Source organism: Paraburkholderia bannensis NBRC 103871 (assembly GCF_000685015.1).
GTDB classification, from domain to species: domain Bacteria; phylum Pseudomonadota; class Gammaproteobacteria; order Burkholderiales; family Burkholderiaceae; genus Paraburkholderia; species Paraburkholderia bannensis.
The window spans coordinates 17904-42660 of the sequence record NZ_BAYA01000024.1; the positions used below are offsets into that span (position 1 = coordinate 17904).

22 protein-coding genes are annotated in these 24757 nt (G+C 62.8%); 12 read left to right on the forward strand and 10 right to left on the reverse strand.

Annotated elements, in window-relative coordinates:
• The first annotated feature begins 24 nt into the window (after positions 1–24).
• The 4 genes from BBA01S_RS28480 to BBA01S_RS28495 all read left to right on the forward strand — a co-directional run bounded on the left by BBA01S_RS28480 (position 25) and on the right by BBA01S_RS28495 (position 3120).
• On the forward strand, positions 25–771 hold the full coding sequence (locus BBA01S_RS28480; protein ID WP_027819422.1) for an SDR family NAD(P)-dependent oxidoreductase: 747 nt from the start codon (positions 25–27) through the stop codon (positions 769–771).
• A 96-nt stretch (positions 772–867) separates the two neighbouring features.
• On the forward strand, positions 868–1272 hold the full coding sequence (locus BBA01S_RS28485; protein ID WP_042298043.1) for a DUF427 domain-containing protein: 405 nt from the start codon (positions 868–870) through the stop codon (positions 1270–1272).
• 61 nt (positions 1273–1333) lie between these two features.
• Positions 1334–2080, forward strand: coding sequence for an SDR family NAD(P)-dependent oxidoreductase (locus BBA01S_RS28490; protein ID WP_027819424.1), 747 nt, complete (start codon positions 1334–1336; stop codon positions 2078–2080).
• Between the two features lie 290 nt (positions 2081–2370).
• Positions 2371–3120 carry an SDR family NAD(P)-dependent oxidoreductase gene (locus tag BBA01S_RS28495; RefSeq protein WP_042298044.1) on the forward strand — a complete coding sequence of 250 codons (750 nt, stop codon included), beginning with the start codon at positions 2371–2373 and terminating at the stop codon, positions 3118–3120.
• Positions 3121–3238: 118 nt separating this feature from the next.
• On the opposite strand, the gene BBA01S_RS28500 is transcribed toward BBA01S_RS28495, so the two are convergent.
• From BBA01S_RS28500 to BBA01S_RS28535, 8 genes are all read right to left on the reverse strand, one after another.
• Positions 3239–4336 carry a porin gene (locus tag BBA01S_RS28500; protein ID WP_027819426.1) on the reverse strand — a complete coding sequence of 366 codons (1098 nt, stop codon included), beginning with the start codon at positions 4334–4336 and terminating at the stop codon, positions 3239–3241.
• 137 nt (positions 4337–4473) lie between these two features.
• Positions 4474–5487, reverse strand: a complete 1014-nt coding sequence (dmpG, locus tag BBA01S_RS28505; protein ID WP_027819427.1) for a 4-hydroxy-2-oxovalerate aldolase — start codon at positions 5485–5487, stop codon at positions 4474–4476.
• Between the two features lie 17 nt (positions 5488–5504).
• Positions 5505–6455 carry an acetaldehyde dehydrogenase (acetylating) gene (locus tag BBA01S_RS28510; protein WP_027819428.1) on the reverse strand — a complete coding sequence of 317 codons (951 nt, stop codon included), beginning with the start codon at positions 6453–6455 and terminating at the stop codon, positions 5505–5507.
• 64 nt (positions 6456–6519) lie between these two features.
• Positions 6520–7377, reverse strand: coding sequence for an alpha/beta fold hydrolase (locus tag BBA01S_RS28515; protein ID WP_027819429.1), 858 nt, complete (start codon positions 7375–7377; stop codon positions 6520–6522).
• Between the two features lie 67 nt (positions 7378–7444).
• Positions 7445–8233: a 2-oxopent-4-enoate hydratase gene (dmpE, locus tag BBA01S_RS28520; RefSeq protein WP_027819430.1), complete on the reverse strand. Its 789-nt coding sequence runs from the start codon at positions 8231–8233 to the stop codon at positions 7445–7447.
• Positions 8230–9456, reverse strand: coding sequence for an acyl-CoA dehydrogenase family protein (locus BBA01S_RS43150; protein ID WP_042298045.1), 1227 nt, complete (start codon positions 9454–9456; stop codon positions 8230–8232). Before BBA01S_RS43150 ends, dmpE begins: the two co-directional genes overlap by 4 nt.
• 17 nt (positions 9457–9473) lie before the next feature.
• Complete coding sequence (locus BBA01S_RS43155; protein ID WP_052391927.1) at positions 9474–10010, reverse strand: flavin reductase family protein; 537 nt, start codon at positions 10008–10010, stop codon at positions 9474–9476.
• Between the two features lie 55 nt (positions 10011–10065).
• Positions 10066–10965, reverse strand: a complete 900-nt coding sequence (locus BBA01S_RS28535) for a VOC family protein (protein WP_027819431.1) — start codon at positions 10963–10965, stop codon at positions 10066–10068.
• A 311-nt stretch (positions 10966–11276) separates the two neighbouring features.
• Here BBA01S_RS28535 and BBA01S_RS28540 point away from each other — a divergent pair, with 311 nt between their 5' ends.
• The gene (locus BBA01S_RS28540; RefSeq protein WP_052391928.1) at positions 11277–13019 is read left to right on the forward strand and encodes a sigma-54-dependent Fis family transcriptional regulator; all 1743 of its coding nucleotides are present in this window, start codon (positions 11277–11279) and stop codon (positions 13017–13019) included.
• Between the two features lie 80 nt (positions 13020–13099).
• Here BBA01S_RS28540 and BBA01S_RS28545 read toward each other — a convergent pair whose 3' ends face one another.
• Complete coding sequence (locus BBA01S_RS28545) at positions 13100–14044, reverse strand: amidohydrolase family protein (protein ID WP_027819433.1); 945 nt, start codon at positions 14042–14044, stop codon at positions 13100–13102.
• Positions 14045–14167: 123 nt separating this feature from the next.
• Here BBA01S_RS28545 and BBA01S_RS28550 point away from each other — a divergent pair, with 123 nt between their 5' ends.
• Together BBA01S_RS28550 and BBA01S_RS28555 are read left to right on the forward strand one after the other, a co-directional pair.
• Positions 14168–15040, forward strand: coding sequence for a LysR substrate-binding domain-containing protein (locus tag BBA01S_RS28550; RefSeq protein WP_027819434.1), 873 nt, complete (start codon positions 14168–14170; stop codon positions 15038–15040).
• Positions 15041–15149: 109 nt separating this feature from the next.
• Entirely contained in the window at positions 15150–15806 is a 657-nt protein-coding gene (locus BBA01S_RS28555; protein WP_027819435.1) for a TetR/AcrR family transcriptional regulator, read from the forward strand.
• Here BBA01S_RS28555 and BBA01S_RS43160 read toward each other — a convergent pair.
• On the reverse strand, positions 15763–16806 hold the full coding sequence (locus tag BBA01S_RS43160) for a LysR family transcriptional regulator (protein WP_167336050.1): 1044 nt from the start codon (positions 16804–16806) through the stop codon (positions 15763–15765). The genes BBA01S_RS28555 and BBA01S_RS43160 overlap by 44 nt on opposite strands.
• A gap of 479 nt (positions 16807–17285) precedes the next feature.
• Here BBA01S_RS43160 and BBA01S_RS28570 point away from each other — a divergent pair, with 479 nt between their 5' ends.
• The 5 genes from BBA01S_RS28570 (at position 17286) to BBA01S_RS28590 (ending at position 24731) form a co-directional block, all read left to right on the forward strand.
• On the forward strand, positions 17286–18344 hold the full coding sequence (locus BBA01S_RS28570; RefSeq protein WP_281177004.1) for an efflux RND transporter periplasmic adaptor subunit: 1059 nt from the start codon (positions 17286–17288) through the stop codon (positions 18342–18344).
• Between the two features lie 11 nt (positions 18345–18355).
• Entirely contained in the window at positions 18356–21505 is a 3150-nt protein-coding gene (locus BBA01S_RS28575; protein ID WP_027819437.1) for an efflux RND transporter permease subunit, read from the forward strand.
• Positions 21502–22956, forward strand: a complete 1455-nt coding sequence (locus BBA01S_RS28580; RefSeq protein ID WP_027819438.1) for an efflux transporter outer membrane subunit — start codon at positions 21502–21504, stop codon at positions 22954–22956. Before BBA01S_RS28575 ends, BBA01S_RS28580 begins: the two co-directional genes overlap by 4 nt.
• Before the next feature lie 71 nt (positions 22957–23027).
• Complete coding sequence (locus BBA01S_RS43165) at positions 23028–23633, forward strand: TetR family transcriptional regulator (RefSeq protein WP_052391930.1); 606 nt, start codon at positions 23028–23030, stop codon at positions 23631–23633.
• A 57-nt stretch (positions 23634–23690) separates the two neighbouring features.
• The gene (locus BBA01S_RS28590) at positions 23691–24731 is read left to right on the forward strand and encodes a cation diffusion facilitator family transporter (RefSeq protein WP_027819439.1); all 1041 of its coding nucleotides are present in this window, start codon (positions 23691–23693) and stop codon (positions 24729–24731) included.
• Positions 24732–24757 lie beyond the last annotated feature (26 nt).

The window sequence follows — 24757 nt, forward strand, 5'->3', positions numbered from 1 at the left end:
GTCAGTTGCCTGGAGGACACGATCATGAAAGCCCTCACCGGAAAGACTGCGCTCGTCACGGGCGCTTCGCGCGGCATCGGCCGCGCCGCCGCGCTCGCACTCGCGAAGGCAGGCGCCCAGGTCATCGTTCACTATGGCCACAGCGCACGCGAAGCGCAGGCCGTCGTCGCCGAAATCATCGCGGCGGGCAGCCGTGCCCATGCCATCCAGGCCGACCTGGGCGAAGCCGAAGGGCCTATCCGGCTCGCACGCCACGTTCGGACGATCGTCGGCGAACGGCTCGACATTCTCGTTGCCAATGCGGGCATCGCCAGGGCCGCCACGCTTGAGGAAACCGGCGTCGAAGATTTCGATGAACTGTTCGCAATCAACGTGCGCGCGCCGTATTTTCTCGTTCAGCAGCTTCTGCCGATCATGTGCAAGGGCAGCAACATCACGCTGCTGTCGTCGCTTGCAGCGCGTGGGGCCGTTGGCGAGCTGTCGGCGTATGCGGCGACAAAGGGAGCCATCGATACCCTCGTGCGCCACTTCGCAGCCGACCTCGGGCCGCGCGGCATCCGCGTGAACGCGGTCGCGCCCGGCGTGGTGCAGACCGAGATGTCGAGCTTCACGCGCTCCGATGCGGGCCGCGACATGGCGCTCGGCCTGCAGGCCATCAAGCGGCTTGCTGAACCTGACGACATCGCCGCCGCGATCACCTTTCTCGCCTCCGATCAGGCCCGATGGACAACCGGCGCGACGCTCCATGTGGATGGCGGCTCCAGGCTCTAGCCGTATCGACAGTGGCATAGCGCATTGCTGTCACCCAATACATCTCACGCAGCCGACTCAATCACGACACACCGTTTTTTCCAAAAGGAATGAATCATGTCCAACACGCATTCGAATGACAAAGCCGTCAAGTTTCCGGGCCCCGACCATCCCATCACGATCGAGCGCCATCCGTCGAGGATCGTCGTCAAGGCGGGCGGCAAGGTCATCGCGGATACCCGCGAGGCGCTGACGCTGCGCGAGGCGCGCTATCCGGCCGTGTTCTACATCCCGCGCAAGGACGTCGATATGACGCTGCTCCAGCGCACCGACCACGCGACCTATTGCCCATATAAGGGCGACTGCGCCTACTTTTCGATTCCCTCAGCGGGCGAGCCGGGCATCAATGCTGTCTGGACTTACGAGCGGCCTTACGCGGCCGTTGCACCGATCCGCGAGCACCTGGCTTTTTACCCCGACCGCATCGACTCGATCGAGGAACTGGCCACCGATGCGATTTGAGGTTGATTTCGTTTGATTCTGTTTCCTGCAAAGACAATCTCCACCCGACAGGAGGAGCAGCATGAATGAGGCACCCGTCGTATTGATCACCGGCGCATTGTCCGGCATTGGCCGCGCCACGGCCTTCGCGTTTGCCCGCGACAGGGCCCGTGTCGTGCTCGCCGGCCGCCGGGCCGAAGTGGGCGAAAAGCTCGCTGAGGAACTGCGCGCAACCGGCGCTGAAGCCGAGTTCATCCAGGCAGATGTTCGTCATGAGGAACAGGCCGAAGCGCTCGTCCGTGGCGCCGTTGCCCGCTTCGGTCGCCTGGATATCGCCGTCAACGCAGCTGGCGTCGAAGGAGAAACGGGGCCGCTTACGGAGCAGACCCCCGAGCGCTACGCCGCCGTTTTCGACGCCAACGTGCTCGGCACCCTGCTGGCGATGAAGCACGAGTTGCGCGTCATGACGGCGCAGCAGCACGGCAGCATCGTCAACCTGTCGTCCACGATGGGGCTGCGCGGTGCGGCCGGTATGTCGGTTTACTCGGCCAGCAAGCATGCGGTCGAGGGGCTCACGAAGTCGGCGGCACTGGAAGCGGCTGCGTCGGGCGTGCGCGTGAATGCCGTCGCGCCCGGCCCGATCGACACTGAGATGCTCACCCGGCTGACCGGCTCCAGCGAGCGCAAGGCCGGCATGCTGGCGAGCGTCCCGCTCAAACGCGCCGGAACGCCCGAGGAAATCGCCGAGGCCATTGTCTTCGTCGGCTCGGGCAGGGCCAGCTATATGACCGGCGAAGTCCTGCGCGTCAACGGGGGCAGGACTGCCTGAGTGCGTGGCCGCAGGTCAGCGGGAGGCTGACCATGCACGGCCTATACCTTCAAGGCATGGCAGCGTGCCTACAAAGTCTTTTTCCTGGTGCCGGGCAGGGCATACATTACCCATCAACAGGCATCGCCACACTCAATCCTCAGGCAAGTGTCCGGACGCCAATCACGGCTCGCTCTATCAATACCCGGAGCGTTTCGTCGAAGACGTTTCCAGGTTTCCTTCCTGAGTCTTTCCTGAGTCTTTCGTAGTTATCACTGCAATTTCATCGCTTCATTCAAGGAGTATTAATCGTGACTACTAACCTGAATGGCAAGACCGCGCTCGTCACGGGCGGTTCGCGCGGCATCGGCCGTGCAATCGCACTGGCCCTGGCTGCCGAAGGCGCGCGCGTGCTCGTGCATTTTGGCAGCGACGAACAGGCTGCCAGTACCGTGGTCGAGACGATCCGTGCATCGGGCGGGGCGGCCGACAAGATTGCGGCAGACCTGGCCACCAGGAACGGCCCGCATGAACTGGCCCGCCAGGTACGCACGCTGGTTGGCGAGCGCCTCGACATTCTCGTTGCGAATGCCGGCATATCGAAGGCCGCGCCCATCGCGGAAACGACTGTCGAGGACTTCGACCGCCTGTTTGCCGTCAACGTGCGCGCGCCGTACTTCCTCGTCCAGCAACTGCTGCCTGTGCTTGGCGACGGCAGCAGCGTGATCCTGCTGTCCTCGCTTGCCGCCCGCAGCTCGGTCGGCACGCTGTCGGCCTACGCCGCGACCAAAGGTGCGATCGACACGCTGGTCAAGCACTTTGCTGCTTCGCTGGGCGAGCGCGGCATCCGGGTGAATGCCATCGCGCCTGGCGTCGTCGAAACCGACATGTCGAGCTTCGCCAGTACCGAAGCAGGCCGGGATTTCACCCTCGGCATGCAGGCCCTCAAGCGCGTCGCGCAACCCGACGACATCGCGGGCGCCGCCCTGTTCCTCGCATCCGATGCGGCGCGCTGGGTCACGGGCGACACGCTGCGTGTCGATGGCGGCTCGAAGCTCTGATGCCCGCGAAGACGGCGACGACTCATCCTGCGTGCCCGACCGTCGCCGCGAATCAAGGCGGGAGGTCGGGCGCCTCGCAGCGGTTCACCGACTGGGCTTCGCCGCGTATCCGAAGACGTCAGAACATATGGCGAATGCCAATGTTGCCGCCCACGGTGGTGCCACGCGTGCCATAGAGCGCGCTATTCTCCGCCGCACCATCGACGTCAAGACCAGTCGTCATCGCGCCGTGATTGTTGACTACGCCCATCTGCGCATACAGCGTGGTCGTGCGCGAAAGCAGGTAGTTCGCGCCCACAGCCGCGAGAATCGAATGATTGGCCGTATCGTGGCGATCGCTCGTGAACCACGCGCCGCCGTTCACGTCCAGTTGAGGTAGCACGAAGTAGTCAAGGCCGCCCCCATAGACGTTGTTGCTGAAACCTCCCGCGACCTTGTAACTCGCGAACGAGGCCTTTGCGGTGAGCGAACCGATCTTGTACGATGCCCCCAAAGTACGGCCCACGAACGGCACGGTGGTTGGCAGCGGCGTGGCTACGGTGCCGCCGCCGTTGCCGTCATAGAAGGCGCCCTCGACAGCCAGCGTGCCGTTGTCGTAGCGCAGGCCAAGGGAATACTGGCGGCCTGCCTGGAAGTTTCCCGCTTCTCCGCCAGGCGCCAACATCGCGCGTCCCTGAAAGCCGGCGATGACAGGCGAAGTCCAGCTGAGCGCGTTGGCATTGAACACGCCCGTCCCCACGACGTTATCCAGGTACGTCACGAGGCTGCTGCCGAATTGCGAGCAGCCGCGCGGGTCGAGATCGTAGAGGGCGAGAAAGAAGGGCGAATACTGCAGGCCTGCCTTGATCTCACCGAAGCTGCCGTGCAGTGCAAGCCACGCCTGACGTCCGAACAGATTGCCGTTTGAGTTGTTGTAGCCGCCGTTCGCGATGTTGACGCCGTTTTCCAGCTTGAATTCGGCGACAAGGCCGCCACCCAGGTCTTCTTTTCCAGTCAACCCGAACATCGATGGCGAGAGGCCGCTGTCGGAAAGCGAAACGCGCGCTCCGTCATTGGCACCAGTGGCGCTATCGCGCGTGCGGCTGGTCACGAGCACGCTGCCGTCAACGATGCCGTAGAGCGTGATGTTGCTTTGGGCATGCGCGAGACCTGCGGCACAAAGGAGCGTGCATCCGCCTGCGGTTGCGCGCAGCGACCGATATCCTGCTTTCAGCATATTTTCGTCTCCTGGCCGGGTGCACGACGCTTTGCGTTCCAGGCACCCGGCAAAAATCTCCAGATCTATTTTTATTTCGTACTGCGAGTGATTGATGGCGGGCGATTCTCCTCGTCGATTGCCTTCGAATGTTCGAACTAGCGCTTGAGAAGGTCGAGTGCGACGTCGACGATCATGTCTTCCTGGCCGCCGACCATGCGGCGGCGACCCAGCTCGACCAGCACATCCACTGTGCGCAGGCCGTATTTGTGCGCTGCGGCCTCGCTGTGCCTCAGAAAGCTCGAATACACGCCCGCATAGCCCAGCGCGAGCGTTTCGCGATCGACGCGCACCGGCCTGTCCTGCAAGGGGCGCACGAGGTCGTCGGCGGCGTCCATGAGCGCATAGAGATCGCAGCCGTGCGTCCAGCCCATGCGTTCTGCCGCCGCGACGAACACCTCCAGCGGTGCGTTGCCTGCGCCTGCACCCATGCCCGCGAGGCTCGCATCGATGCGGTCGCAACCTTCCTCGACAGCGGCAATGCTATTGGCCACGCCAAGGCTCAGGTTGTGGTGCGCGTGCATGCCCGTCAGCGTTGCAGGATCGAGCACGTCCTTGAAGGCGCGAAAGCGTTCACGTACGTCGCTCATCGTGAGCGCGCCGCCCGAATCCACCACATAGCAGCAGGTCGCGCCGCTTTTCTCCATCAGCTTTGCCTGCTCCGCAAGTTTCTGTGGCGTCGTCATGTGGCTCATCATCAGGAAGCCGACCGCTTCCATGCCAAGCGTGCGCGCGTAGTCGAGGTGCTGGAGCGCGATATCGGCTTCCGTGCAATGGGTTGCGACGCGCACGATGCGTGCTCCGGCGTCGTAGGCGGCCTTGAGATCGTGCATGGTGCCGATGCCGGGGATCAGCAGCGTGGCGATTTTCGCGCGGCGCACGACGCTCGCGACGGCTTCGATCCACTCGACGTCCGAGTGGGCGCCAAAGCCATAGTTGAAGCTGCCGCCCTGCAGGCCGTCGCCGTGCGCGACTTCGATGGAGTCCACGCCCGCTGCGTCAAGCGCGGCGGCGATATTGCGCGCCTGTTCGACGGTGTACTGATGGCGGATTGCGTGGCTGCCGTCGCGCAGCGTCACGTCGGAGAGATAGAGGGGAGTCTCGCGTTTCATACGTCTGCCTTTCGTAGTCATTCGGCTGCTGCGACACCGGCCAGCGCTGCGGCCAGCCGGTCTGCCGTCGCGAGCGCGGCGCTCGTCATGATGTCCAGATTGCCCGCGTAAGCGGGAAGGTAGTGCGCTGCGCCTTCGACTTCGAGAAACACAGAAGTCTTCAAGCCGCTGACTTGTCCCACGCCGGGTATGCGCAGCGGCGCGCTGGCCGGAATGCGGTCGAACTGCACCTTCTGCTTGAGCCGGTAACCCGGCACATAGCGTTGCACGTCGGCGGCCATGTCCTCGATCGAGTTGGCGATTGCCGCTTCGTCGGCGGCTTCGCTCAGGCAATACACCGTGTCGCGCATCAGCAGCGGCGGGTCGGCAGGATTGAGGATGATGATGGCCTTGCCTTTGCGGGCGCCACCCACGGCTTCCAGCGCACGCGATGTCGTTTCCGTGAACTCGTCGATATTGGCGCGCGTGCCCGGGCCCGCGCTCTTGCTCGAAATGCTGGCGACGATTTCCGCGTAATGAACCTGCGCGACGCGCGATACGGCCGCGACAATGGGGATGGTGGCCTGTCCGCCGCATGTCACCATGTTGACGTTGAGCGCATCCAGATGCGCTGCGCCGTTGACCACTGGCACGCAGTACGGGCCAATGGCCGCTGGCGTGAGGTCGATCATGCGAATACCGGGCTTTAGCGCACGCAGGCGGGCGTCGTTGTGGACGTGCGCGCCAGCACTGGTCGCATCGAAGACGATGTCGATATCGTTGAAGACCGGATGCCGCACGAGTCCATCCACGCCATCGTCGATCGCCGCCACACCCAGCCGCTGCGCACGTGCGAGCCCGTACGAAGCGGGGTCGATGCCGACCATCGCGGCGACTTCAATATGCTGGCCATGCCGCAGGATCTTGATCATCAGGTCGCTGCCGATGTTTCCGGAGCCGATGATCGCGGCCTTGAGTCGTGTAGTCATACTAAGTGATTCCTTTGATGGTGCGGACATGCAGTACGCGCATCCGCACGTCATGCCATGCAGGCTAGTGCGCGAGAAAATCCAGGACGAGACGGTTGAACTTCTCCGCGTGCTCCCACTGCGCCCAGTGACCGCAGCGGCTGAACACGTGCAGTTCGGCGTCCTGCAGGCCCCACAGCAGGCGCAGGCCGCTGTCGAGCGGCACGAAACGGTCGTCGCGACCCCAGGTGATGAGCGTGGGCGCCTTGATTTCCGCGAGGCGACCGCTTACATCCGGCAGCCAGTTGGGATTGAGCTCGAAGCTCTTCACGAAGTTTTCCAGATGCTCGGGATGCTCCATCATGCTTTCATAGCGTTGACGCACGAGTTCATCGGTCAGCGCGGACGGGTCGAAAACGAACACGTTGAGCATCTTGCGCAGGTTCTCCATCGTCGGCGCCTTGTAGAGCGCGAACAGCAGCTTGATGCCTTCCAGCGGCATGGGCTGGAACAGGCTGGGCCCCACGCCTGCGCCGCCCATGATGACCATCTTGCCAAGACGCTCAGGCGAAGCCAGCGCAAACGCGAGCGCGTTCGCGCCGCCCATCGAGTTGCCGATCACGTGCGCACGGTCGATATCGAGCGAGTCGAGCAGGCCCTTCAATGCAGTGGCGTTGAGCACGGCGCGCGAGCCCTTGTCGCACACCACGGGGTCGCTCTTGTTCCAGCCGGGGCAGTCCGGCAGGATCACGCGATAACCCGCGTCGACAAACGCATCGACGTTGCGATGGAAATTGCTCCAGCCCGATGCACCGGCGCCCGAGCCGTGCAACATGACGACGGCCTCACCTTTGCCCGCATCGTTGTAGTGAATGCGCAGCTTCAGGCCGCCTTCATCGATTTGCGCGAACCGGCTCGTGTTGTCTTCTGTCCATGCGGTCATGCTGTGTCTCCTGTTCAGGATTGAATTGCGTTGTGGGTACCGCGATAACAAACGGGGGGATGACGCCTCAGTCAAAGCGGATCGAGCAGCCGCCCAGGCCGCCAATCGTCGCGCGCAGGTTATCGCCTGCGGCGACTGGCGCCATTGCGCCCAGCGCGCCCGAAAGAATCACCGAGCCAGCCTCCAGCGCCGTACCGAGCCGCCCCAGTGCGTTGGCCAGCCACGCCACGGCGACCACGGGCGAGCCCATGGTTGCGGCTCCTGCGCCGGTGGCCACGACCGCGCCGTTCTTTTCGAGCACCATGCCGCAGGTGCGCAAGTCCAGCGTGCGTGGATCGACCAGACGTTCGCCGAGTACGAAGAGGCCGCACGAGGCGTTGTCGGCGACGGTGTCCTGAATGCGGATCTTCCAGTCGCGAATGCGCGAATCGACGATCTCGAAGCAGGCCATGACGCCTTCAGTCGCGGCGATCACATCGGCGGCGCTGATACCAGGCCCGCGCAATTCGCGCTTGAGCACGAAGGCGATCTCGGCTTCTGCTTTCGGCTGGATCAGCGTTTTCGAGTCGATCGACGTGCCGTCGTCGCGAATCATGCCGTCGAGCAACTGGCCAAAATCCGGCTGGTTCACGCCGAGCATCGACATCACCGCGTCGCTGGTCACGCCGATCTTCTTGCCGACGATGCGCTCGCCACGCTTGATTCGATGCGCGACGAAGCGCTGCTGGACGTGGTACGCATCCTCGATCGTCATTTGCGCGTGCGTCTGTGTGAGTGGCTCGATCGCCTCGCGCGCGTGCCAGGCGGTGTAGAGGCGCTCGCCCAGCGCGTCGAGGGTGGTGGCGTCGAGCGTCATGCCTGCGCTCCCGCGCACGCGGCGGCTTCTTCGGGCAAGCCGTAGATGAACGGCGGCACGCCCTGGCCGAGCAGATAGCCGCCCAGCACGCCTGCGTTGTCGTCCTCGTTCTGCGTGATGTGATTCGCGGCGACGAGCATCGTGCGCATCCACAGTTGCACGGGGTTGTTCAACCAGATGGCGCGCGCGCTGAGTTTCTTCCAGAGCATCGTCGAGGCGTCGAGACAGTCCTTGCCGCAGCGCTGGATTTCGAGGAAGTGAAACACGCGATCGTGCAGCGGCACGAGTTCGCCGCGTTCTACGTGGGCCTGGGCTTCGGCGAAGACCTGCGCGAGGCGCGCCTGGGCCGAGCGCACCAGCAGCATCGCGTTGCCGAGCTTGTCCTTCACATAAGGATTCTGCGCGGCGGCGCCCGCCGGCCCGACGATGTTCTGGCGCGGCGCCATCTGTTCGATGTAGAGATCGATCATGCCGCGCGCGTAGCCCACGATCACCGACGATACCGCCGAATAGAAGACCTGATTGAATGGATGGAGGTACGCGGTGCCGCGTTCGGTCTTGCGGTAGTCGACGATGCTGTGCGAACGATAGTCGGGAATGAAGGCTTCGCCTTTGATGCGCACGCTCTTGCTGCCCGTGCCCGCGAGGCCCACGACATGCCAGTCGTCGATGATCTCGTAGTCGCTGCGCGACACCAGGAACGAACGGTAGTCGCGGCGATTGCCTTCGTCGTCGAGCCAGAACGCGCCGAGAATCGCGCCGCCCTGTGCGTGGTCGCAGCCGCTCGACGTCTTCCATTCGCCGCTGAGCATCCAGCCGCCGTCCACGGGACGGCACTTGCCGAAGGGCGCATACGACGATGCCACCAGCACGGTGTTGTCGTCGGCCCACATGTCATGGGCGGCGCGCTCGTCGAACAGGCCGAATTCCCACTGATGGACGCCGAGGATCATCATGTTCCAGGCGCTCGACGGGCAGCCACGGCCCAGTTCCATGAGCACCTTTGAAAAGACGGCGGGATTCATTTCCCAGCCGCCCCAGCGGCGCGGCTGGAGGATCTTGAAGAAACCCGCCTGCTTGAAGGCTTCGATGGTTTCCTTCGGCACGCTGCGTGCTTTTTCGACATCGGCGGCAGTGGCGCGCAGCGCCGGAATCATGGCGCGTGCGCGTTCCACCAGTTCGGCGACGGTGGGTTCCTGAAGCGTATCGGTGAGGGCGTTCATGTTTTGTCTCCGGGTGTCTAGTTGATGCTGCTGAAGTGTCCGAACTGACCTTGCGCGTAGACGAGCGGCGAAGTTTCCGCATCGTTCATGGCGATGCGATCGACTTCGCAAATCAGGATCGAGTGGCTATGGGCCGCGACGATCTCGACTACGCGACAGGCGAAGCTTGTCAGCGCGCTGGTCAGCATCGGCGGCGATCCATGCCACTCGCCCTGCGTAAATCGTTGCGCGCCGCTCACCTCCGGCACCATGCCCGCGAAGCGCATGGCGATCGATGCGTCCTCTGCTGCAAGCACGTTCACGCAGAGCGTGCGGGTACGCTCGAAAGCCGCATGCGCGAAGACCTTGCGGTTGACGCAGGCGAGCAGGCGCGGTGGCTCCGCGCTGAGCGACGTGACGGCGGTGGCCGTGAGGCCGACCGGCAGGCCGTCCAGCTCGGAGGTGAGGACGCACACGCCGCCCGCGAGACGGCGCATGCCCGCCCTGAAGGCATCGGCTGTGGCGGACGTGCTGCTGGCCGCGAGCAGGGCGCTGGTTTGGGTCTCTAGCTGCATGATTAGTAATCCAAATCGAATGAAACAGGCACCTTCCAGTGCATGGCGCGCGAATCTAGTGTGAAGCAGGCTGAGGCCGGTGACCCCAGTCGCTCAACTGGCTGTAGTTCTTGACCTCCCACGCGTTATCGTCGATGACAATGCCGCCGTAGCCGTATTCCAGCCCGAAGCCAGACGGGGTCTCCACGTAGAACGAGAACATGCGGTCGTTCGGGTGATGGCCGAGGCCCGCGTGAATACGCAGTCCCGCCTTGACGCAGCGGTCGTAGGCCATGCCGACGTCGTCCATGTCCTGCACCTGCACGAGCACGTGATGCAGGCGCCTGGGGAACGGCATGGCCATGGTCGCGAGCGAGTGATGGCGGCCGGTGCGGGTGTGGAAGAACGTGGCGTCGACCGTGGCGCCGGGCACCGTATGCGAATCGCGGATCGTGTCGCTCACGCGCAGGCCCAGCACGTGGCGGTAGAACTCCAGTGATTGCGCGTAGTTGCGTGCGACCGGCAGGATATGGCCCATCCCCAGGCGGCCCGTTTCGAAGCCCGGCCCCTTGAGCAGCGGCGAATGGAAGGGCGTGGAGATGGGCGCGTGCGTCGGCCCGAAAAAGAACTCGTGGGTGAAGCCATTGGGATCGTCGCAGACGTACAGGCATTCGGCCTGGCGGCTTTCGGCCAGCTCGCGGTCGCCCTCCCGCACGGCGATGCCTCGTGCAGCGAGTTTTTCGATGTAGGCATTGAGGTCGTCGCGCGTGTCGAACTGCCAGCCCGCGGCGGCGATATCGTCGTCATGGCCTTCGACGAGCAGGATGCGTTGCGCGAGTTCGTCCATGCGCAGCCCGAGCATGCCTGGCGAGCGGCGGCCGGGCATGAGTCCGAGAATGCCAGCGGCAAAGTCTTCCCATCGTGCGAGATCGCTCACGCTGAACACGACGTATCCGAGGCTTGAAAGCTCCGACATGATGTCTCCTGTTGATTGATTTTTTTGCGGCGGTGCGAGAGCATCGCGGCGCAGCATCTAATGCAATGGTCGTGCCAGCTTGCCGATGTTGCATCGCACGCGGGCCGATTTGCGAGGTGGAACGCTGTGGCGCTGCGGGTTGGCTGAAAGTCGGGCATGCCGCGCCGCGTGGTGCAGCAAATTCACGGCTCGAACGCTGCGCTTGAAAATTCGCAGCCGGTGTCAAAAAATAGACGGCAACTGAAAAATTCTGGTGGCTCTGCATGCGCCCTGGCCAGCAGAAAGACAGAAAAGAGAACTCGGAGACAACCGTGAACAACGCATACGACAGTCCGGCTTTCCCGGATATCGCACCGATTCGGGAGAAGCTACGCTTTCGGCCCGAACGTGCGGAAATCACACTGGGCGAGCAGCGCATGGTGCTCATGCACACCGCGTCGCTTAGCGATTTACGCAGCGAATTGATTGCATCGCTCGGAAGCCAGACTGCCCGCACGTTGCTCACGCGCATCGGTTTCTCGACAGGGACGCGCGACGCACAGCTTGCACTGCAATTGCACTCCGTCGAACAAAGCATCTTCGACCTGCTGGCGCGCGGCGGGCAGTTGCATGCGTTGCAGGGCGTCGCGTTAGTCGAGATGATCAGTTCCGATGTCGATGTTGCGAAGGGGCGCTGTTCGCTCGAATTTTTCTGGAAGCACTCGTTCGAAGACGAGCATCACGCGAACGCCGAGGGCATGCAGACCGCGCCCGTCTGCTGGCTGGAGACCGGTTACGCGAGCGGCTACCTGAGCGCCTGCATGGGCAAGCTGATTGTCGTGCGCGAGGTCGAATGCCGGGCGACGGGCTTCGACGCCTGTCGCGTGATTGCGCGCCCCGCGAGCGAATGGAACGATGCAGAAGCCGACCTGCAATTTCTCAAGGCGCCGGTCTTTGCCGAAGCGCCCGCGTCCACGCGCACTCAAAGTGCCCAGGCGGGTCGCCAGAAAAGCGCGCTCGAAGCCTTCGAGCAGTCGAAAAGCCGCGCGGATATCGTTGGCCTGTCGCCCGCCTATCAAGCCGCGGTGGGCAAGATCAACCGCGTCGCGCAGACCGGTGCGACGGTGCTGCTGCTGGGCGAGAGCGGGGTCGGCAAAAGTACCTTCGCGCGTTTGCTGCATGAGCAGAGCCACCGCAGCAGCGGGCCTTTCGTGGCGATCAATTGCGCAACGATTCCTGAAACCTTGATGGAGTCGGAGCTCTTTGGCGTGGAGCGCGGCGCATTCACCGGTGCGGACGCCGCCCGCGCCGGGCGCTTCGAACTCGCTGAAAACGGCACGCTATTTCTCGACGAGGTGGCGACGCTCCCGCTCGTTGCGCAAGGCAAGCTGTTGCGCGTGCTGGAGACCGGGCAGTTCGAGCGGCTCGGCAGTGGCGTCGCGCGGCAGGCCAATGTGCGCATCGTCGCGGCGACAAACGAAGACCTTTGGGAAGCCGTTCGGGCAGGACATTTCCGTGAAGACCTGTTTTTCCGCCTGCATGTGTTTCCGATCGAGATTCCGCCGCTGCGTCAGCGCAAGGAAGACCTGCCCGTCCTGATCGAGCGTTTCATGTTTCGCTTCGCCAACGCCTACGGTCGCGATGTGCACGGCCTGACGCCGGAGGCGATGGCCATGCTGCTCGGCTATTCCTGGCCGGGCAATATCCGTGAGCTTTCGAATGTCGTGGAGCGCGCCGTCATTCTCGCTGAAGACGGTCGTGCGCTCGATGCCGTGCATGTGGTGCTCATGAAGGAGCTGAAGCGTCCATCGGCGGGGGCTGCGAACGACAGTTTCCGGGCGCCGCAAAGCGAGGGTGACGCCATGCCGCTTTCGTCGCGTTCGCTCGACGAGGTGGTCGCGCAATGGATGAAGGAGCGCGGGCTCACGCTCGACCAGATGGAAAACACCATGGTCGAAGTAGCCATCGCCCAGTCGCAGGGGAATATGTCGCGCGCTGCGGCACTGCTCGGCATTTCGCGCGGCCAGCTGCTTTATCGGCGCAAGCGCGGCGGCACCGGCGCTGATGCTATCTGAGGCTGAATGGCAAAAAGACGCACATCGAAGCCGATGTGCGTCTTTCGCGCTACTGACTCGCCGGTCGTAAGACCGCGGTTTTACAGCGCGGCGAGGCGGGGGAACAGCGCAAGGGCATTGTTGCGATTGATCGACTCGTGCAGGCGTGCGTCCAGCACGGTGCTCTCGTCCTGCTTCGCCGTAAATTTGCCGCTGACTGGCGCCGGTGCGTATGGAAAGTCGCTGCCGAACAGAATGCGATCAGGCTTCGCGAATGCAGCGAGGCTCGGCAGCGCCGAAGGGGACGACAGGGCGGTATCGAAGTAGAACGTCCGCATCAGGTCGAGAATGCCTTGCGCGGACGGCACGTCGTCACGGGTAATCGCCGAGATTTCGGCGATACGGAGTGCGGCGTAGGGCAGGAAGCCGCCTGCGTGCGAGAGGATGATGCGCACGTTCGGGTAGCGCGTGACCACGCCGTTGAGCATGAGGTGCGCCGCGGTGCGCGTCGTATCGAACGGATAGTCGAGCATCGGGCCAGGCATCCCTTTCATTTGCGAGATCGGCGGCATTGAGGGGTGGATGAACACGATTGCGTGGCGGCGGTCGAGTTCGGCCCAGACGGGTTCGAATGTCGGGTCGCCGAGATAGGTGCCATCGTAATTGCTAAGGAGTACGACGCCATCGACTTTCAGCGCGTCGTACGCGTGGCTGATTTCCGTCAGGGAGCCATCGACGTCGGGCAGCGGCAGGGTCGCAAAGTTGCCGAATCGCGCCGGATGGCGGGCCACGACGCCAGCCGTGAATTCATTGACCTTGCGGGCGATATCGCGCCGTTCCTGGCCGCTCCAGCCTTTCACGCCCGGTGCGGTGAGGGAGAGCACGCCCGTTGCGATTTCCTGCGCGTCCATGAAGGCGAGCGCACCTTCTACGCTCCAGTCGGGGCATTTCCAGCCCGAAGGATCCCCGCCATGCGAGGGCAGCGCTTCGGCCCAGAATGGCGGGACGATGTGCTGGTGAACGTCGATGCGATTGCGTCGGGACATGATTCGACTCCTTTGAGGATGCGCCGGTGCGCGGTATGGTGCAGTCCAGTATGGGAGTGCTTGATTTTTCAGTCCAATAGGTTAAATTTCAGGATTAATCGTTTTTGGTGATTAATCGATTTCATGGATCTTCGTCATTTACGCTACTTCCTGGCCGTCGCCGAAGAAGGACATTTCGGTCGCGCGGCGCAGCGTCTCCACATCGTCCAGCCCGCGCTCAGTGCGCAGATCCGTGCGCTTGAAGATGAGCTGGGCACGGCGCTGTTCGAGCGCAGCACGCGCAGGGTGGCGCTGACTGACGCGGGCCGCCTGCTGGTTGTCGAGGCACAACGTACGCTCGACCAGGCCGAGCGCGCGAAGAACGTGATCCAGCGTGCGGCTCGCGGCGAGACCGGCGTCGTGCGCATCGGCTTCGTTGGCAATGCGCTGGCGTCAGGGCGGCTGTCCAGCGATCTGGCGGCGTTTCACGCGGCATGTCCTGATGTCGCGCTGGAACTGAGCGAACTGGCCCCGGCTGCGCAGCAGGAGGCGATTATTGAGGGCCGCCTCGATATTGGTTATTGCCCGGCGTTCGGTACGGACTTCGATGCGAGGCTGGCCGTGCGCACGGTCGGGCGCTGGGCATGGGAGGTCGCGATGAGCGTGCATCATCCCCTCGCGAAGCGGCGCTCGGTGAGCCTCGCTGCCATCGCAGACGAGCCGTTCATCGTCTACGCCGCCGATGGCGCCGACGCGGCTCAACGTTCGATCCTGCGCCAGATGCTCGGCAAGGAGCCGCGCATCCAGTACACGATGGGCAGCACGCTTTCCGCGCTGGCGTTGACGGCGGCGGGACTTGGTCTGGCGATCGCGCCCGAACCGGTGAGCCGGATCGCGGTGCCGAATGTGGTCTACCGGAAACTGGGCAACCACAGCCCAAAATCGGAGCTGGTCGTAATCAACCGGATCGAAGGAGCGTGGGGGGCAATCGAGCGATATCTGGAGATGCTCGGCTAAAGAACCGGCGTGTCCAGCAGCCTGCTTACACTGGCTTTTCCCCCAGGCGTCCGTAAATCGCCGCTTGGTATACTGCCCGGCAGTGGAAAACCAACGATCAAGAAAAGCGATGCCTGATTCCAGCAAGAACCCGCGACGCCCTGCTGTGAAGCGTGCGCGCGGACGCCCGACCGGTAGCGCGCTGACAGGCTTCGAGTCGCTGCTGCGTGGCGCGCGCCAGATCTTCGCGACCCAGGGCTATGAGGGCACCAGCGTGCGCGAGATCGCCCGGCTGGCCGGAGTCGATCCTGCATTGATGTCGCATCACTTCGGTTCGAAAGAGGGCTTGTGGAAGGCGGTTGTCGAGCAACTGTCAGAGCAACTGGCGCCCTTGATCGAGTCCACCAGGCAGCTACAGCATTCGCGCCACTCGCCGCGCGAGCGCATCAAGCAGGCGTTGATGCTGTTTATCGATCATCTGTTCGAGGATCGCTATATCGGCATGTTCTTCTCGACGGCGACGACCGAACAGGGCGAGCGCCTGAACCTGCTGATCGAACGGCTGATGCTGCCGTATCGTGAAGCGTTCGTGCCGCTGCTTGTCGATGCGACGGAGGCGGGCAAGATCAAGGCTCACGATCCCGACATCATGCATTACATGATGGTGAATGCAATCAGCAGCGCGGTCTCATATAGCCACGTGCTTTCGAAATTCTCGGCGTTGCCGGAGAACCCGGACGCATTCAAGCAATCCGTGCTGGAGATTGCGTTCGGAATTTTTCGCTGACCTTTGCGTGCTGGCCGTCCGGCAACCGCTTTCGCGTAGGGCGTACGGCGGGTTCATCGCGTCGCGATGGTACGCAGCCGTTTAAAGCGTCAGGGCGCACGTTCGCGCCAGCATGTTCCGCCGACTCCACGAGAAAGTCGATGAACGTCCGCACCTTGGCGGGCAAGTGCTCCCTGCTCGGATAGACGATGCTGATGGAGACCGGCGGCGTCGCATAGTCGGGCAGCACCACGGTCAAGTCGCCTTGCGCAAAAACTTCGTGCGCGATCTTCAGGGGAACGAGACCAATCCCCATCCCCACTTTGATCATCTGTATCAGCGCGTCGAGGTTGTCGACGAACATCGCGGGTTTATGTTCGAGTTCAAAGCTCCCCTCGGGCCCCACGAGCGACAGGGTGCGCGTCGGAACGTGCCGCGTTCCCATGGCAATGTGCGTGTGACTGGCCAGATCCTGAGGATGCGTGGGCGTGCCGCACCGTTCGAGATACGCAGGCGAGGCGCACGCGACCAGTTGGTCGTCCCATAGCCGCCGCGCGATTGCACTATTCGAAGCGATGCTCGCCGATGCGAGGAGTGCGACGTCGTAGCCGTCATTGATCAGGTCGAACGGCTGGTCGACCAGGTCGAGCGCGATGCGCACGCGCGGGTATCGACAGTTGTAGCGGTGCAGATGCGTTGCCAGATGCCGATACGAAAAAAACGAAGGGGCAACGATGCGCAGATTGCCCGCAGGCTGCTGCGCGAGGGTGGCAAGCGACTGCTCGCATTCATCCAGGTCATTGACTATCTTGAGCACACGCTCGAAATACGCCTGTCCGACTTCCGTCAGCGACATGCTGCGCGTGCTGCGTGAAAACAACCGCGCGCCGAGTTGCGTTTCCAGCGCCTTCACATGCCGGCCCAGCACCACGCTATTGGCGGCTAGCTTCGTTGCTGCGCCAGCGACACTGCCCGAACGCACGACTTCCAGGAAGGTGCGTATCGATTCGAGTTGATCCACCAGAATCCCCAACCATAGTGAACGATCGTACCGGCATCGGTTCGAATCGCAATATTCAACACGTGTTGAATATTGCGATTCTGGACGAACGGCGCGCAACTGTCAACATCTGGCCGCCAAGGCGCGACATCGCCTCGTAAAAAGACATCGCATCGACCGCGTCCTGGCGTTGTGCCAGTTGACATCCTCGCCAGCCACCCCCTATCATGCGCTCAATTCAACACTCGTTGAATATTTGTTCGAGCAACCTTCCCTGAGCCTGCGATGGCCTGGGGAGCCGGGTAATTTCCGCAATAGTCGTAGCCAGAACGCCCGAGAAGACGCACGGAGTCGATGAAATTAATATGGATAGCGAAATGAAAAGGGAGCGCAGAGCCGCCCGACGAGAGCGTGTCGCGTTTGCAAAACATACCGTCCTGGTCGCCTGTGCTGTGGCGAGTGTGTTTGCGCTCGCCGGTTGCGAAAAGGAACAGGCGGCAGTGGCAACGACGCCCGAAGTGGGTGTCGTGACGTTGACCGCGCAGTCGGTCACGCTCGCGGCGCGTCTGCCGGGCCGCACCAACCCTTGTCGTGTGGCCGAAGTTCGCCCGCAGGTCAATGGCGTCATAAAAAAGCGGCTCTTCACGGAAGGTGCAGACGTCCAGCAGGGGCAGCAGCTTTACCAGATCGACGACGCGCCTTATCGCGCCGCGTATGACAAGGCACAAGCCGTGCTGCTGTCGGCGAAGAACCTGGCCGACCGCGATTCGCGACTCGTGGCGGACAACGCCGTGAGCCGGCAGCAATACGACGACGCCGTGTCGGCGTACCGGCAGGCACAGGCGGACGTGGAAACGGCGAAGGTCAACCTGGATTACACCCGTGTTTATGCACCTATTTCCGGGCGCATCGGCCGGTCGTCCATTACGGAGGGCGCGCTCGTGACGAGCGGCCAGGCGCAGGCGCTGGCCGTGATCACGCAACTCGACCCCATCTATGTGGACGTCACGCAGTCCTCGGCTGAGATGCTGCGCCTGCGCGGCGAGCTCAAGAGCGGCCAGTTGCACACGACCGGTTCGGGCGATGCGAGCGTGAACCTCGCGCTCGAAGACGGCACGGTCTACGCCCGTCCGGGCGCGCTGAAATTTTCCGAAGTCACGGTCGATGAAGGCACAGGATCGGTCACCGTGCGCGCGGAATTTCCGAATCCCGACCATGACCTGCTGCCCGGCATGTTCGTGCACGCGTCGCTCGACGAAGGCACGCGCAACGGGGCCGTGCTGGTGCCGCAGCAGGGCCTGTCGCGCGATACGACCGGCCAGGCGGTGGTCTGGGTGGTGAACGCCGACAACACCGTGCAGCAGAAGCCCATCGTGGTCGATCGCACGATCGGCAACACCTGGCTGGTGAACAAGGGGCTCCAGGCAGGCGATCGCGTCGTGACTGAAGGCGTGCAGCGTATCCAGCCTGGCATGAAGGTCGTCGCGAAGCCCGCTTCGAACGTCCATGTCGACCTGAGCCTGAATGTATCTCCCGCCGCACAGGCCAACGGTAGCTAGGCGGAGCGGACATGTCCCAGTTCTTTATCAAACGCCCCGTGTTTGCGTGGGTGGTCGCCATCATCATCATGCTGGCGGGCTACCTGGCGATTCGCGGGCTGCCGATCAACCAGTATCCGAATATCGCCGCACCTGCGGTGTCGATCACGGTGACCTATCCCGGTGCGTCCGCGCAGACGGTGCAGGATACCGTCGTCCAGCCCATCGAGCAGCAGCTCAACGGCCTGGACGGTCTTCGCTACATGTCGTCGGAGAGCGATTCCGACGGCAGCATGACGATCATCGCGACCTTCGACCAGGGCACCAATCCCGACATCGCCCAGGTGCAGGTGCAGAACAAGCTGTCGCTCGCCACGCCGCTGTTGCCGCAGGAAGTGCAGCAGCAGGGTATTCGCGTCGTGAAGTACCAGATCAACTTCATGATGGTGGCGGCGCTGGTTTCGGAAGACGGCAAGATGTCGAGCGGCGACCTCGGCAATTACCTCGCTTCGAATTTGCAGGATCCGATCCTGCGCACCAAGGGGGTCGGCGATTACCTGCTGATGGGCTCGCAGTACGCGATGCGTATCTGGCTCGACCCGGCGAAACTCGACAGCTATTCGCTTACGCCGCAGGACGTCACCAGCGCGATCCAGTCGCAGAACGTGCAGGTTTCGTCGGGGCAACTGGGCGGGCTGCCCGCGCGCGGCGGCGTGCAGTTGAACGCCACGGTGATCGGCAAGGTGCGCCTGCGTACCGCCGACGAGTTCCGCAATATTCTCGTCAAGGTCAACACCGATGGCTCCCAGGTGCGCCTGGGCGATGTCGCGACCGTGAGCCTCGGCCCGGAAAATTACTCGATTTCGAGCCTGTATAACGGCAAGCCGTCGGCGGGTATCGCGCTGCGCCTCGCTACGGGGGCGAATCTGCTGGAGACCGTGCAGTCGGTCAAGAAGCTGCTCAAGGAACAGGAGCCGCTGTTGCCGCCAGGCGTGAAGATCGTGATTCCGTACGATACGTCGCCCGTGGTTCAGGCATCGATTCATGAAGTGGTGAAGACGCTGCTTGAAGGCATCGTGCTGGTGTTTCTCGTGATGTTCCTGTTCTTGCAGAACATCCGTGCGACGCTGATCCCGACGCTGGCCGTGCCCGTCGTGCTGCTCGGCACATTCGGGGTGCTGGCTGCGTGTGGTTTCACGATCAATACTCTGACGATGTTCGGCATGGTGCTCGCCATTGGCCTGCTGGTGGACGATGCGATCGTCGTGGTCGAGAACGTCGAGCGCGTGATGGCCGAAGAAGGCCTGAGCCCGAAGGAAGCCACGAAGAAGTCGATGGGGCAGATCCAGGGCGCGCTGGTCGGCATCGCGATGGTGCTGTCCGCCGTGTTCCTGCCGATGGCCTTTTTTGGCGGATCGACCGGCGTGATCTATCGCCAGTTCTCGATCACGATTGTTTCGGCCATGGCGCTGTCTGTGCTGGTGGCGCTGGTCTTCACGCCGGCGTTGTGTGCAACGATCCTCAAGCCGGTCAGCGCGGATCACCACGAAAAGAAGGGCTTTTTCGGCTGGTTCAACCGCAAGTTCGATTGCGGCGCCGCGCGCTATGAAGGCGCGGTGGCCTCGATTCTCGGCAAGAAGGGGCGTTACCTGCTGATCTATGCGGCGATTGTGGTGAGCATGGGCGCGCTGTTCACGCGCATTCCCACTGCGTTCCTGCCGGAAGAAGACCAGGGCGTGATGTTCGTGCAGGTGCAGATGCCGGGTAACGCTTCGGCGGAACGCACGGAAGACGTGCTGACCAGGGTGCGCGACTATCTGCTGAAGAACGAATCGGGCGTTGTCGAGAGCGTCTTTACCGTGAATGGCTTTAACTTCGCGGGACGCGGCCAGAATTCGGCGCTGGCATTCGTGAGCCTCAAGCCTTCGGAAGAGCGCAAGGGCTCGGGCACCAGTGTGTTCGAACTGGCGCAGCGTTCGTACGGCGCTTTCTCGAAGATCCAGGATGGCATCGTCATTCCCATTGTGCCGCCGGCTGTGCTCGAACTCGGCAATGCGCAGGGTTTCGACATCTATCTGCAGGACAACACGGGCAATGGCCATGCTGCGCTGATGGCGGTTCGCGACCAGTTCCTGCAACTCGCGCGCGGGAATCCGCTGTTGATGAACGTCCGCCCGAACGGCATGAACGATGAGCCGCAATTCCACGTCGATATCGACGATGAAAAGGCGCGCGCGCTCAACGTGAGCATCGCGGACATCAACGACACGATGACGGCCGCGTGGGGTTCGCAATATGTGAATGACTTCGTGGATCGCGGCCGGGTGAAGAAGGTCTATGTGCAGGGCAATCCCGCTTCGCGGATGAGCCCGGAAGACCTGAACCGCTGGTATGTGCGCAACGGCCAGAGCCAGATGGTGCCGTTCTCCGCGGTGGCAAGCAGCCATTGGGAATTCGGCTCGCCCAAGCTCGAACGCTACAACGGTATTTCCGCCGTCGAACTGCAGGGTCAACCGGCAGCGGGGCATAGCTCGGGCGAAGCGATGGCGGAAGTGCATAAGATCGCTGCGCAGTTGCCGAAGGGCTACACCGTCGCGGTCACCGGGCTGTCGTATGAGGAACAGATGTCGGGTTCGCAGGCGCCTGCGCTGTACGTGCTGTCACTGCTGATCGTGTTCCTTTGCCTTGCCGCGTTGTACGAGAGCTGGACGGTTCCGTTGTCGGTGCTGATGGTCGTGCCGCTGGGCGTGATTGGCGCCGTCGCCGCGACGTATTTCCGCGGCCTGACCAATGACGTGTTCTTCCAGGTGGGCTTGCTCACTACCGTTGGGTTGTCCGCAAAGAACGCGATCCTGATTGTCGAGTTCGCGAAGGATCTGTACGAGCGGGAAGGCATGCCGCTCGCGCAGGCTGCCGTGCACGCAGCACGGATGCGGTTGCGACCGATCATCATGACCTCGATGGCGTTCGTGCTGGGGGTGTTGCCACTGGCGATCTCGCACGGCGCGGGTTCGGGCAGCCAGCATTCAGTCGGCACCGGCGTGGTGGGCGGCATGATGACGGCGACGTTCCTCGCGATTTTCTTTGTGCCGATGTTCTATGTCATGGTCACGGGCTTCTTTGCGCGTCGCAGGAAAGCCCAGTCCGAAGACAGCGAGTTGAATGAAGAGGTGGATGCATGAAGTCGTTGAAACTCGCGATATTGCCGGCGATTTTGCTGGCGACAGGCTGCACCATGATTCCCGCCTACCACCGGCCCGATCCTGCCGTTGCGTCGCATTACGATGCATCCACGCAAGCGCAGGCGGAAGTAAAGGGCCCCGTGGCGGCGGACATCGACTGGCGCGACTACTACACCGATGCGCGTTTGCAGGCGCTGATCGGCATGGCGCTGGAAAACAACCGCGACCTGCGCGTGGCGATCCTCAACATCGAATCGGCGCGCGCGCAATACCGCATCCAGCGTGCCGATTTGCTGCCGTCGCTGTCGGCGAGCGCGGGCGGCACGATCGAGCGCATGCCCGCGGACGTTTCGCCCACGGGGCAGGCAGGCGTGACGCACGCTTACAACGTGGGTGGCACCGCGTCTTACGAAGTGGATCTGTTTGGCCGCGTGCGCAGCTTGTCGGAGCAGGCGCTTCAGAGCTACCTGGCCACGGCCGAAACGCGCAAGGCCACGCAGATCAGCCTGATCGCCGAAGTGGCGAACAGCTGGCTCACGCTGCAAGCCGATCAGGATCTGAAAGTCCTCACGGCAAACACGCTGGCCAGCCAGCAGGCGTCGCTGAAGATCACGGAATCGGGCTATCGCAACGGCACGGCGTCGTTGCTCGACCTGCGTCAGGCGCAGACCACCGTGCATACCGCGGAAGTCAATCTTGCGCAGTATGACCGCCAGGTTCGCCAGGACGTCAATGCGCTGACGCTGCTGGTTGGCGCGCCGCTTGGCGCCGACCTGGTCGCGCCCGAAGCGTTCGCGTCGGTCAAGCTCGACGAAGACTTGCCCGCCGGTCTGCCGTCCGATTTGCTGACGCGCCGCCCCGACGTCATGTCGGCCGAGCATCAGTTGCTGTCGCAGAACGCGAATATTGGCGCTGCACGGGCAGCGTTTTTCCCGCGCATCACGCTGACTGCGAGTGGCGGCACCGCGAGCGCGTCGCTGCGCGACCTGTTCGATCCGGGCAGCGCAGCGTGGTCGTTCGGCCCGTCGATTACGATGCCGATTTTCGACTACGGGCGCAATAGCGCGAATCTCGAAGTCGCGAAGGTCAACCGCGATATCGCGGTGGCGAACTATCAGAAGTCGATACAGACGGCTTTTCGCGAGGTCTCCGATGCGCTGGACGGACGCGCAACCTGGGCGCAGGAGGAAAGCGCCCAGCGCGAGCTGGTTGCGGCGAGCCAGTCGGCCTACGATCTGTCGAGCAAGCGTTATCGACAAGGCGTGGACGGTTACGTGGATGTACTCGTCAATCAGCGCTCGCTCTACGATGCACAGCAGAATCTCGTCAAGATCCAGCTTTCGCGCATGAACAACGCGGTCGACCTCTATCGTGCATTGGGCGGTGGATGGACTGAACCGGTTGTGAAAGCCGCATCTGCTCAGACCGCGACGCCAGCGCGTAGCGACTAGTGAGTAGCCGATAGCGTCGTGACTTAACGGGCTGGCGTGTGCGATGCACGCCAGCCTTATCGATTGGGGAAATGAAATTGAAGCGAACCCGCGAGCAGGCGCTCTCCACGCGAGCCGCGCTGCTCGATGCGGCCGAAAGCGTGTTCTACGAGAGGGGATTTGCCAGTGCGACGCTCGACGAAATTGCCCGGCGAGCGGGCGTTACCCGGGGCGCGTTGTACGGGCACTTCGACAACAAGCTGGCGATGCTCGATGCCCTGTTTGCCGATGCCGCTGTGCCACTCGATCCCTTCGCAGTGAAGCTGGGTGCATGCCGCGATCATGCGGTCGAACGGTTGATCGAAGAGATTAAACGTTGCTGGCGCGACGCAACGCAGACGCCGCGAATGAGACGTTTATACGCTTTGCAGCTCAATCTGTTCACGAATTCGCTGGATGCCGAACCGATTTTCAGGCGGTTCATGGAAGCGGTTCGCAACTCCGAATTGTTGATCGAGGAAGGGTTGCATCGTGCGATATGTGATGGATCGCTGCCCGCGTCGTCCAACACGGAAAGGATGGCGCGCGTGATTCACTCGACGTTGAATGGCTTGTTGCGACTCCGTGTGATGAATGTTGGTGAAGCAAACCTGCCAGATGCCGAAGTGGGCGCGATTGTGCGGGCCCTGGTGAAGTAGGGCTTGTACTCGGGACGGTGCGATAATCGCAACTACATTGACCAGTCGAGCATAGCGATGGCGCCTAACCAGCACAATCACGACGAAAATGGCGGACACGGCCATGATCACGACCACGACCATGGCGGTGCTCACGCGGGCCATGACCATGCGGGCCACAGTCACGCGGGCCACAGTCACGCAGGCCACAATCATCTGCACGGTGTGACCGACCAGCGCCGCATCGGCGTAGCCTTCGCCATCATCGCGGTCTTCATGATCGTGGAGATCGTGGGCGGGATCCTGTCGGGATCGTTGGCACTGCTTGCAGATGCGGGCCATATGATCAGCGATACGGCCGCCCTGGGGTTCAGCTGGGCGGCGATTCAGTACGGGCGCAGGCCCGCGACCGCGCAGCTCTCCTACGGCTACAAGCGGCTCGAAATTCTGGCCGCATTCGTGAACGGCTGCGCGCTTTTCGTTATCGCGGCGTGGATCGTGGTGGAGGCGGTACGACGATTCGCCGAGCCCGTGCCGGTCGTCGGCAAGACCATGCTGATCGTCGCTTTCGCGGGGCTCGCCGCCAACATCGCGGCGTTTCTGGTGCTGCACGGCGGGAACCGCGAGAACCTCAATGTTCGCGGCGCCTGGCTTCACGTGCTGGGCGACATGCTGGGTTCCGTGGCCGCCATCGTTGCCGCCGTTGTGATCCTGCTCACAGGCTGGACGCCGATCGATCCGATCCTCTCGATCGTGGTCGCGCTGATCATCCTCAAAAGCGCGTGGGGCATCGTCAAATCGTCCGCGCATATTCTGCTGGAGGGCACACCCGAGGGCATGAGCCTCGCGGAAATCAAGGCGGACCTGGAGCGCAACGTCGTTGAAGTCCGCGATGCTCACCATATTCACGCGTGGTCGATTACCAGCGAGCGGCATATGGTGACCCTGCACGTTCACCCGACGCCTGGCATTGCCGCCCGCGAGGTTGTGCTGGCGGTGCAGCGGCGTCTTGCTACGCAGTTCAATGTCGAGCACGTTACCGTTCAGGTCGAGACCGAAGACTGCATCGACGTGCAGGCCACGCATGACCATGGTGAATCCGGGGCGGACTGCCACTAGCTGGGCCAGTTTGTCGTCGCAACGTC

Bases quoted from the DNA above. Each gene is read 5' to 3' on its own strand.
- BBA01S_RS28480 (WP_027819422.1), top strand. From the start codon at position 25: ATGAAAGCCCTCACCGGAAAGACTGCGCTCGTCACGGGCGCTTCGCGC.
- BBA01S_RS28485 (WP_042298043.1), top strand. From the start codon at position 868: ATGTCCAACACGCATTCGAATGACAAAGCCGTCAAGTTTCCGGGCCCC.
- BBA01S_RS28490 (WP_027819424.1), top strand. From the start codon at position 1,334: ATGAATGAGGCACCCGTCGTATTGATCACCGGCGCATTGTCCGGCATT.
- BBA01S_RS28500 (WP_027819426.1), bottom strand. From the start codon at position 4,336: ATGCTGAAAGCAGGATATCGGTCGCTGCGCGCAACCGCAGGCGGATGC.
- dmpG (WP_027819427.1), bottom strand. From the start codon at position 5,487: ATGAAACGCGAGACTCCCCTCTATCTCTCCGACGTGACGCTGCGCGAC.
- BBA01S_RS28510 (WP_027819428.1), bottom strand. From the start codon at position 6,455: ATGACTACACGACTCAAGGCCGCGATCATCGGCTCCGGAAACATCGGC.
- BBA01S_RS28515 (WP_027819429.1), bottom strand. From the start codon at position 7,377: ATGACCGCATGGACAGAAGACAACACGAGCCGGTTCGCGCAAATCGAT.
- dmpE (WP_027819430.1), bottom strand. From the start codon at position 8,233: ATGACGCTCGACGCCACCACCCTCGACGCGCTGGGCGAGCGCCTCTAC.
- BBA01S_RS43150 (WP_042298045.1), bottom strand. From the start codon at position 9,456: ATGAACGCCCTCACCGATACGCTTCAGGAACCCACCGTCGCCGAACTG.
- BBA01S_RS43155 (WP_052391927.1), bottom strand. From the start codon at position 10,010: ATGCAGCTAGAGACCCAAACCAGCGCCCTGCTCGCGGCCAGCAGCACG.
- BBA01S_RS28535 (WP_027819431.1), bottom strand. From the start codon at position 10,965: ATGTCGGAGCTTTCAAGCCTCGGATACGTCGTGTTCAGCGTGAGCGAT.
- BBA01S_RS28545 (WP_027819433.1), bottom strand. From the start codon at position 14,044: ATGTCCCGACGCAATCGCATCGACGTTCACCAGCACATCGTCCCGCCA.
- BBA01S_RS28550 (WP_027819434.1), top strand. From the start codon at position 14,168: ATGGATCTTCGTCATTTACGCTACTTCCTGGCCGTCGCCGAAGAAGGA.
- BBA01S_RS28555 (WP_027819435.1), top strand. From the start codon at position 15,150: ATGCCTGATTCCAGCAAGAACCCGCGACGCCCTGCTGTGAAGCGTGCG.
- BBA01S_RS28575 (WP_027819437.1), top strand. From the start codon at position 18,356: ATGTCCCAGTTCTTTATCAAACGCCCCGTGTTTGCGTGGGTGGTCGCC.
- BBA01S_RS28580 (WP_027819438.1), top strand. From the start codon at position 21,502: ATGAAGTCGTTGAAACTCGCGATATTGCCGGCGATTTTGCTGGCGACA.
- BBA01S_RS43165 (WP_052391930.1), top strand. From the start codon at position 23,028: ATGAAATTGAAGCGAACCCGCGAGCAGGCGCTCTCCACGCGAGCCGCG.
- BBA01S_RS28590 (WP_027819439.1), top strand. From the start codon at position 23,691: ATGGCGCCTAACCAGCACAATCACGACGAAAATGGCGGACACGGCCAT.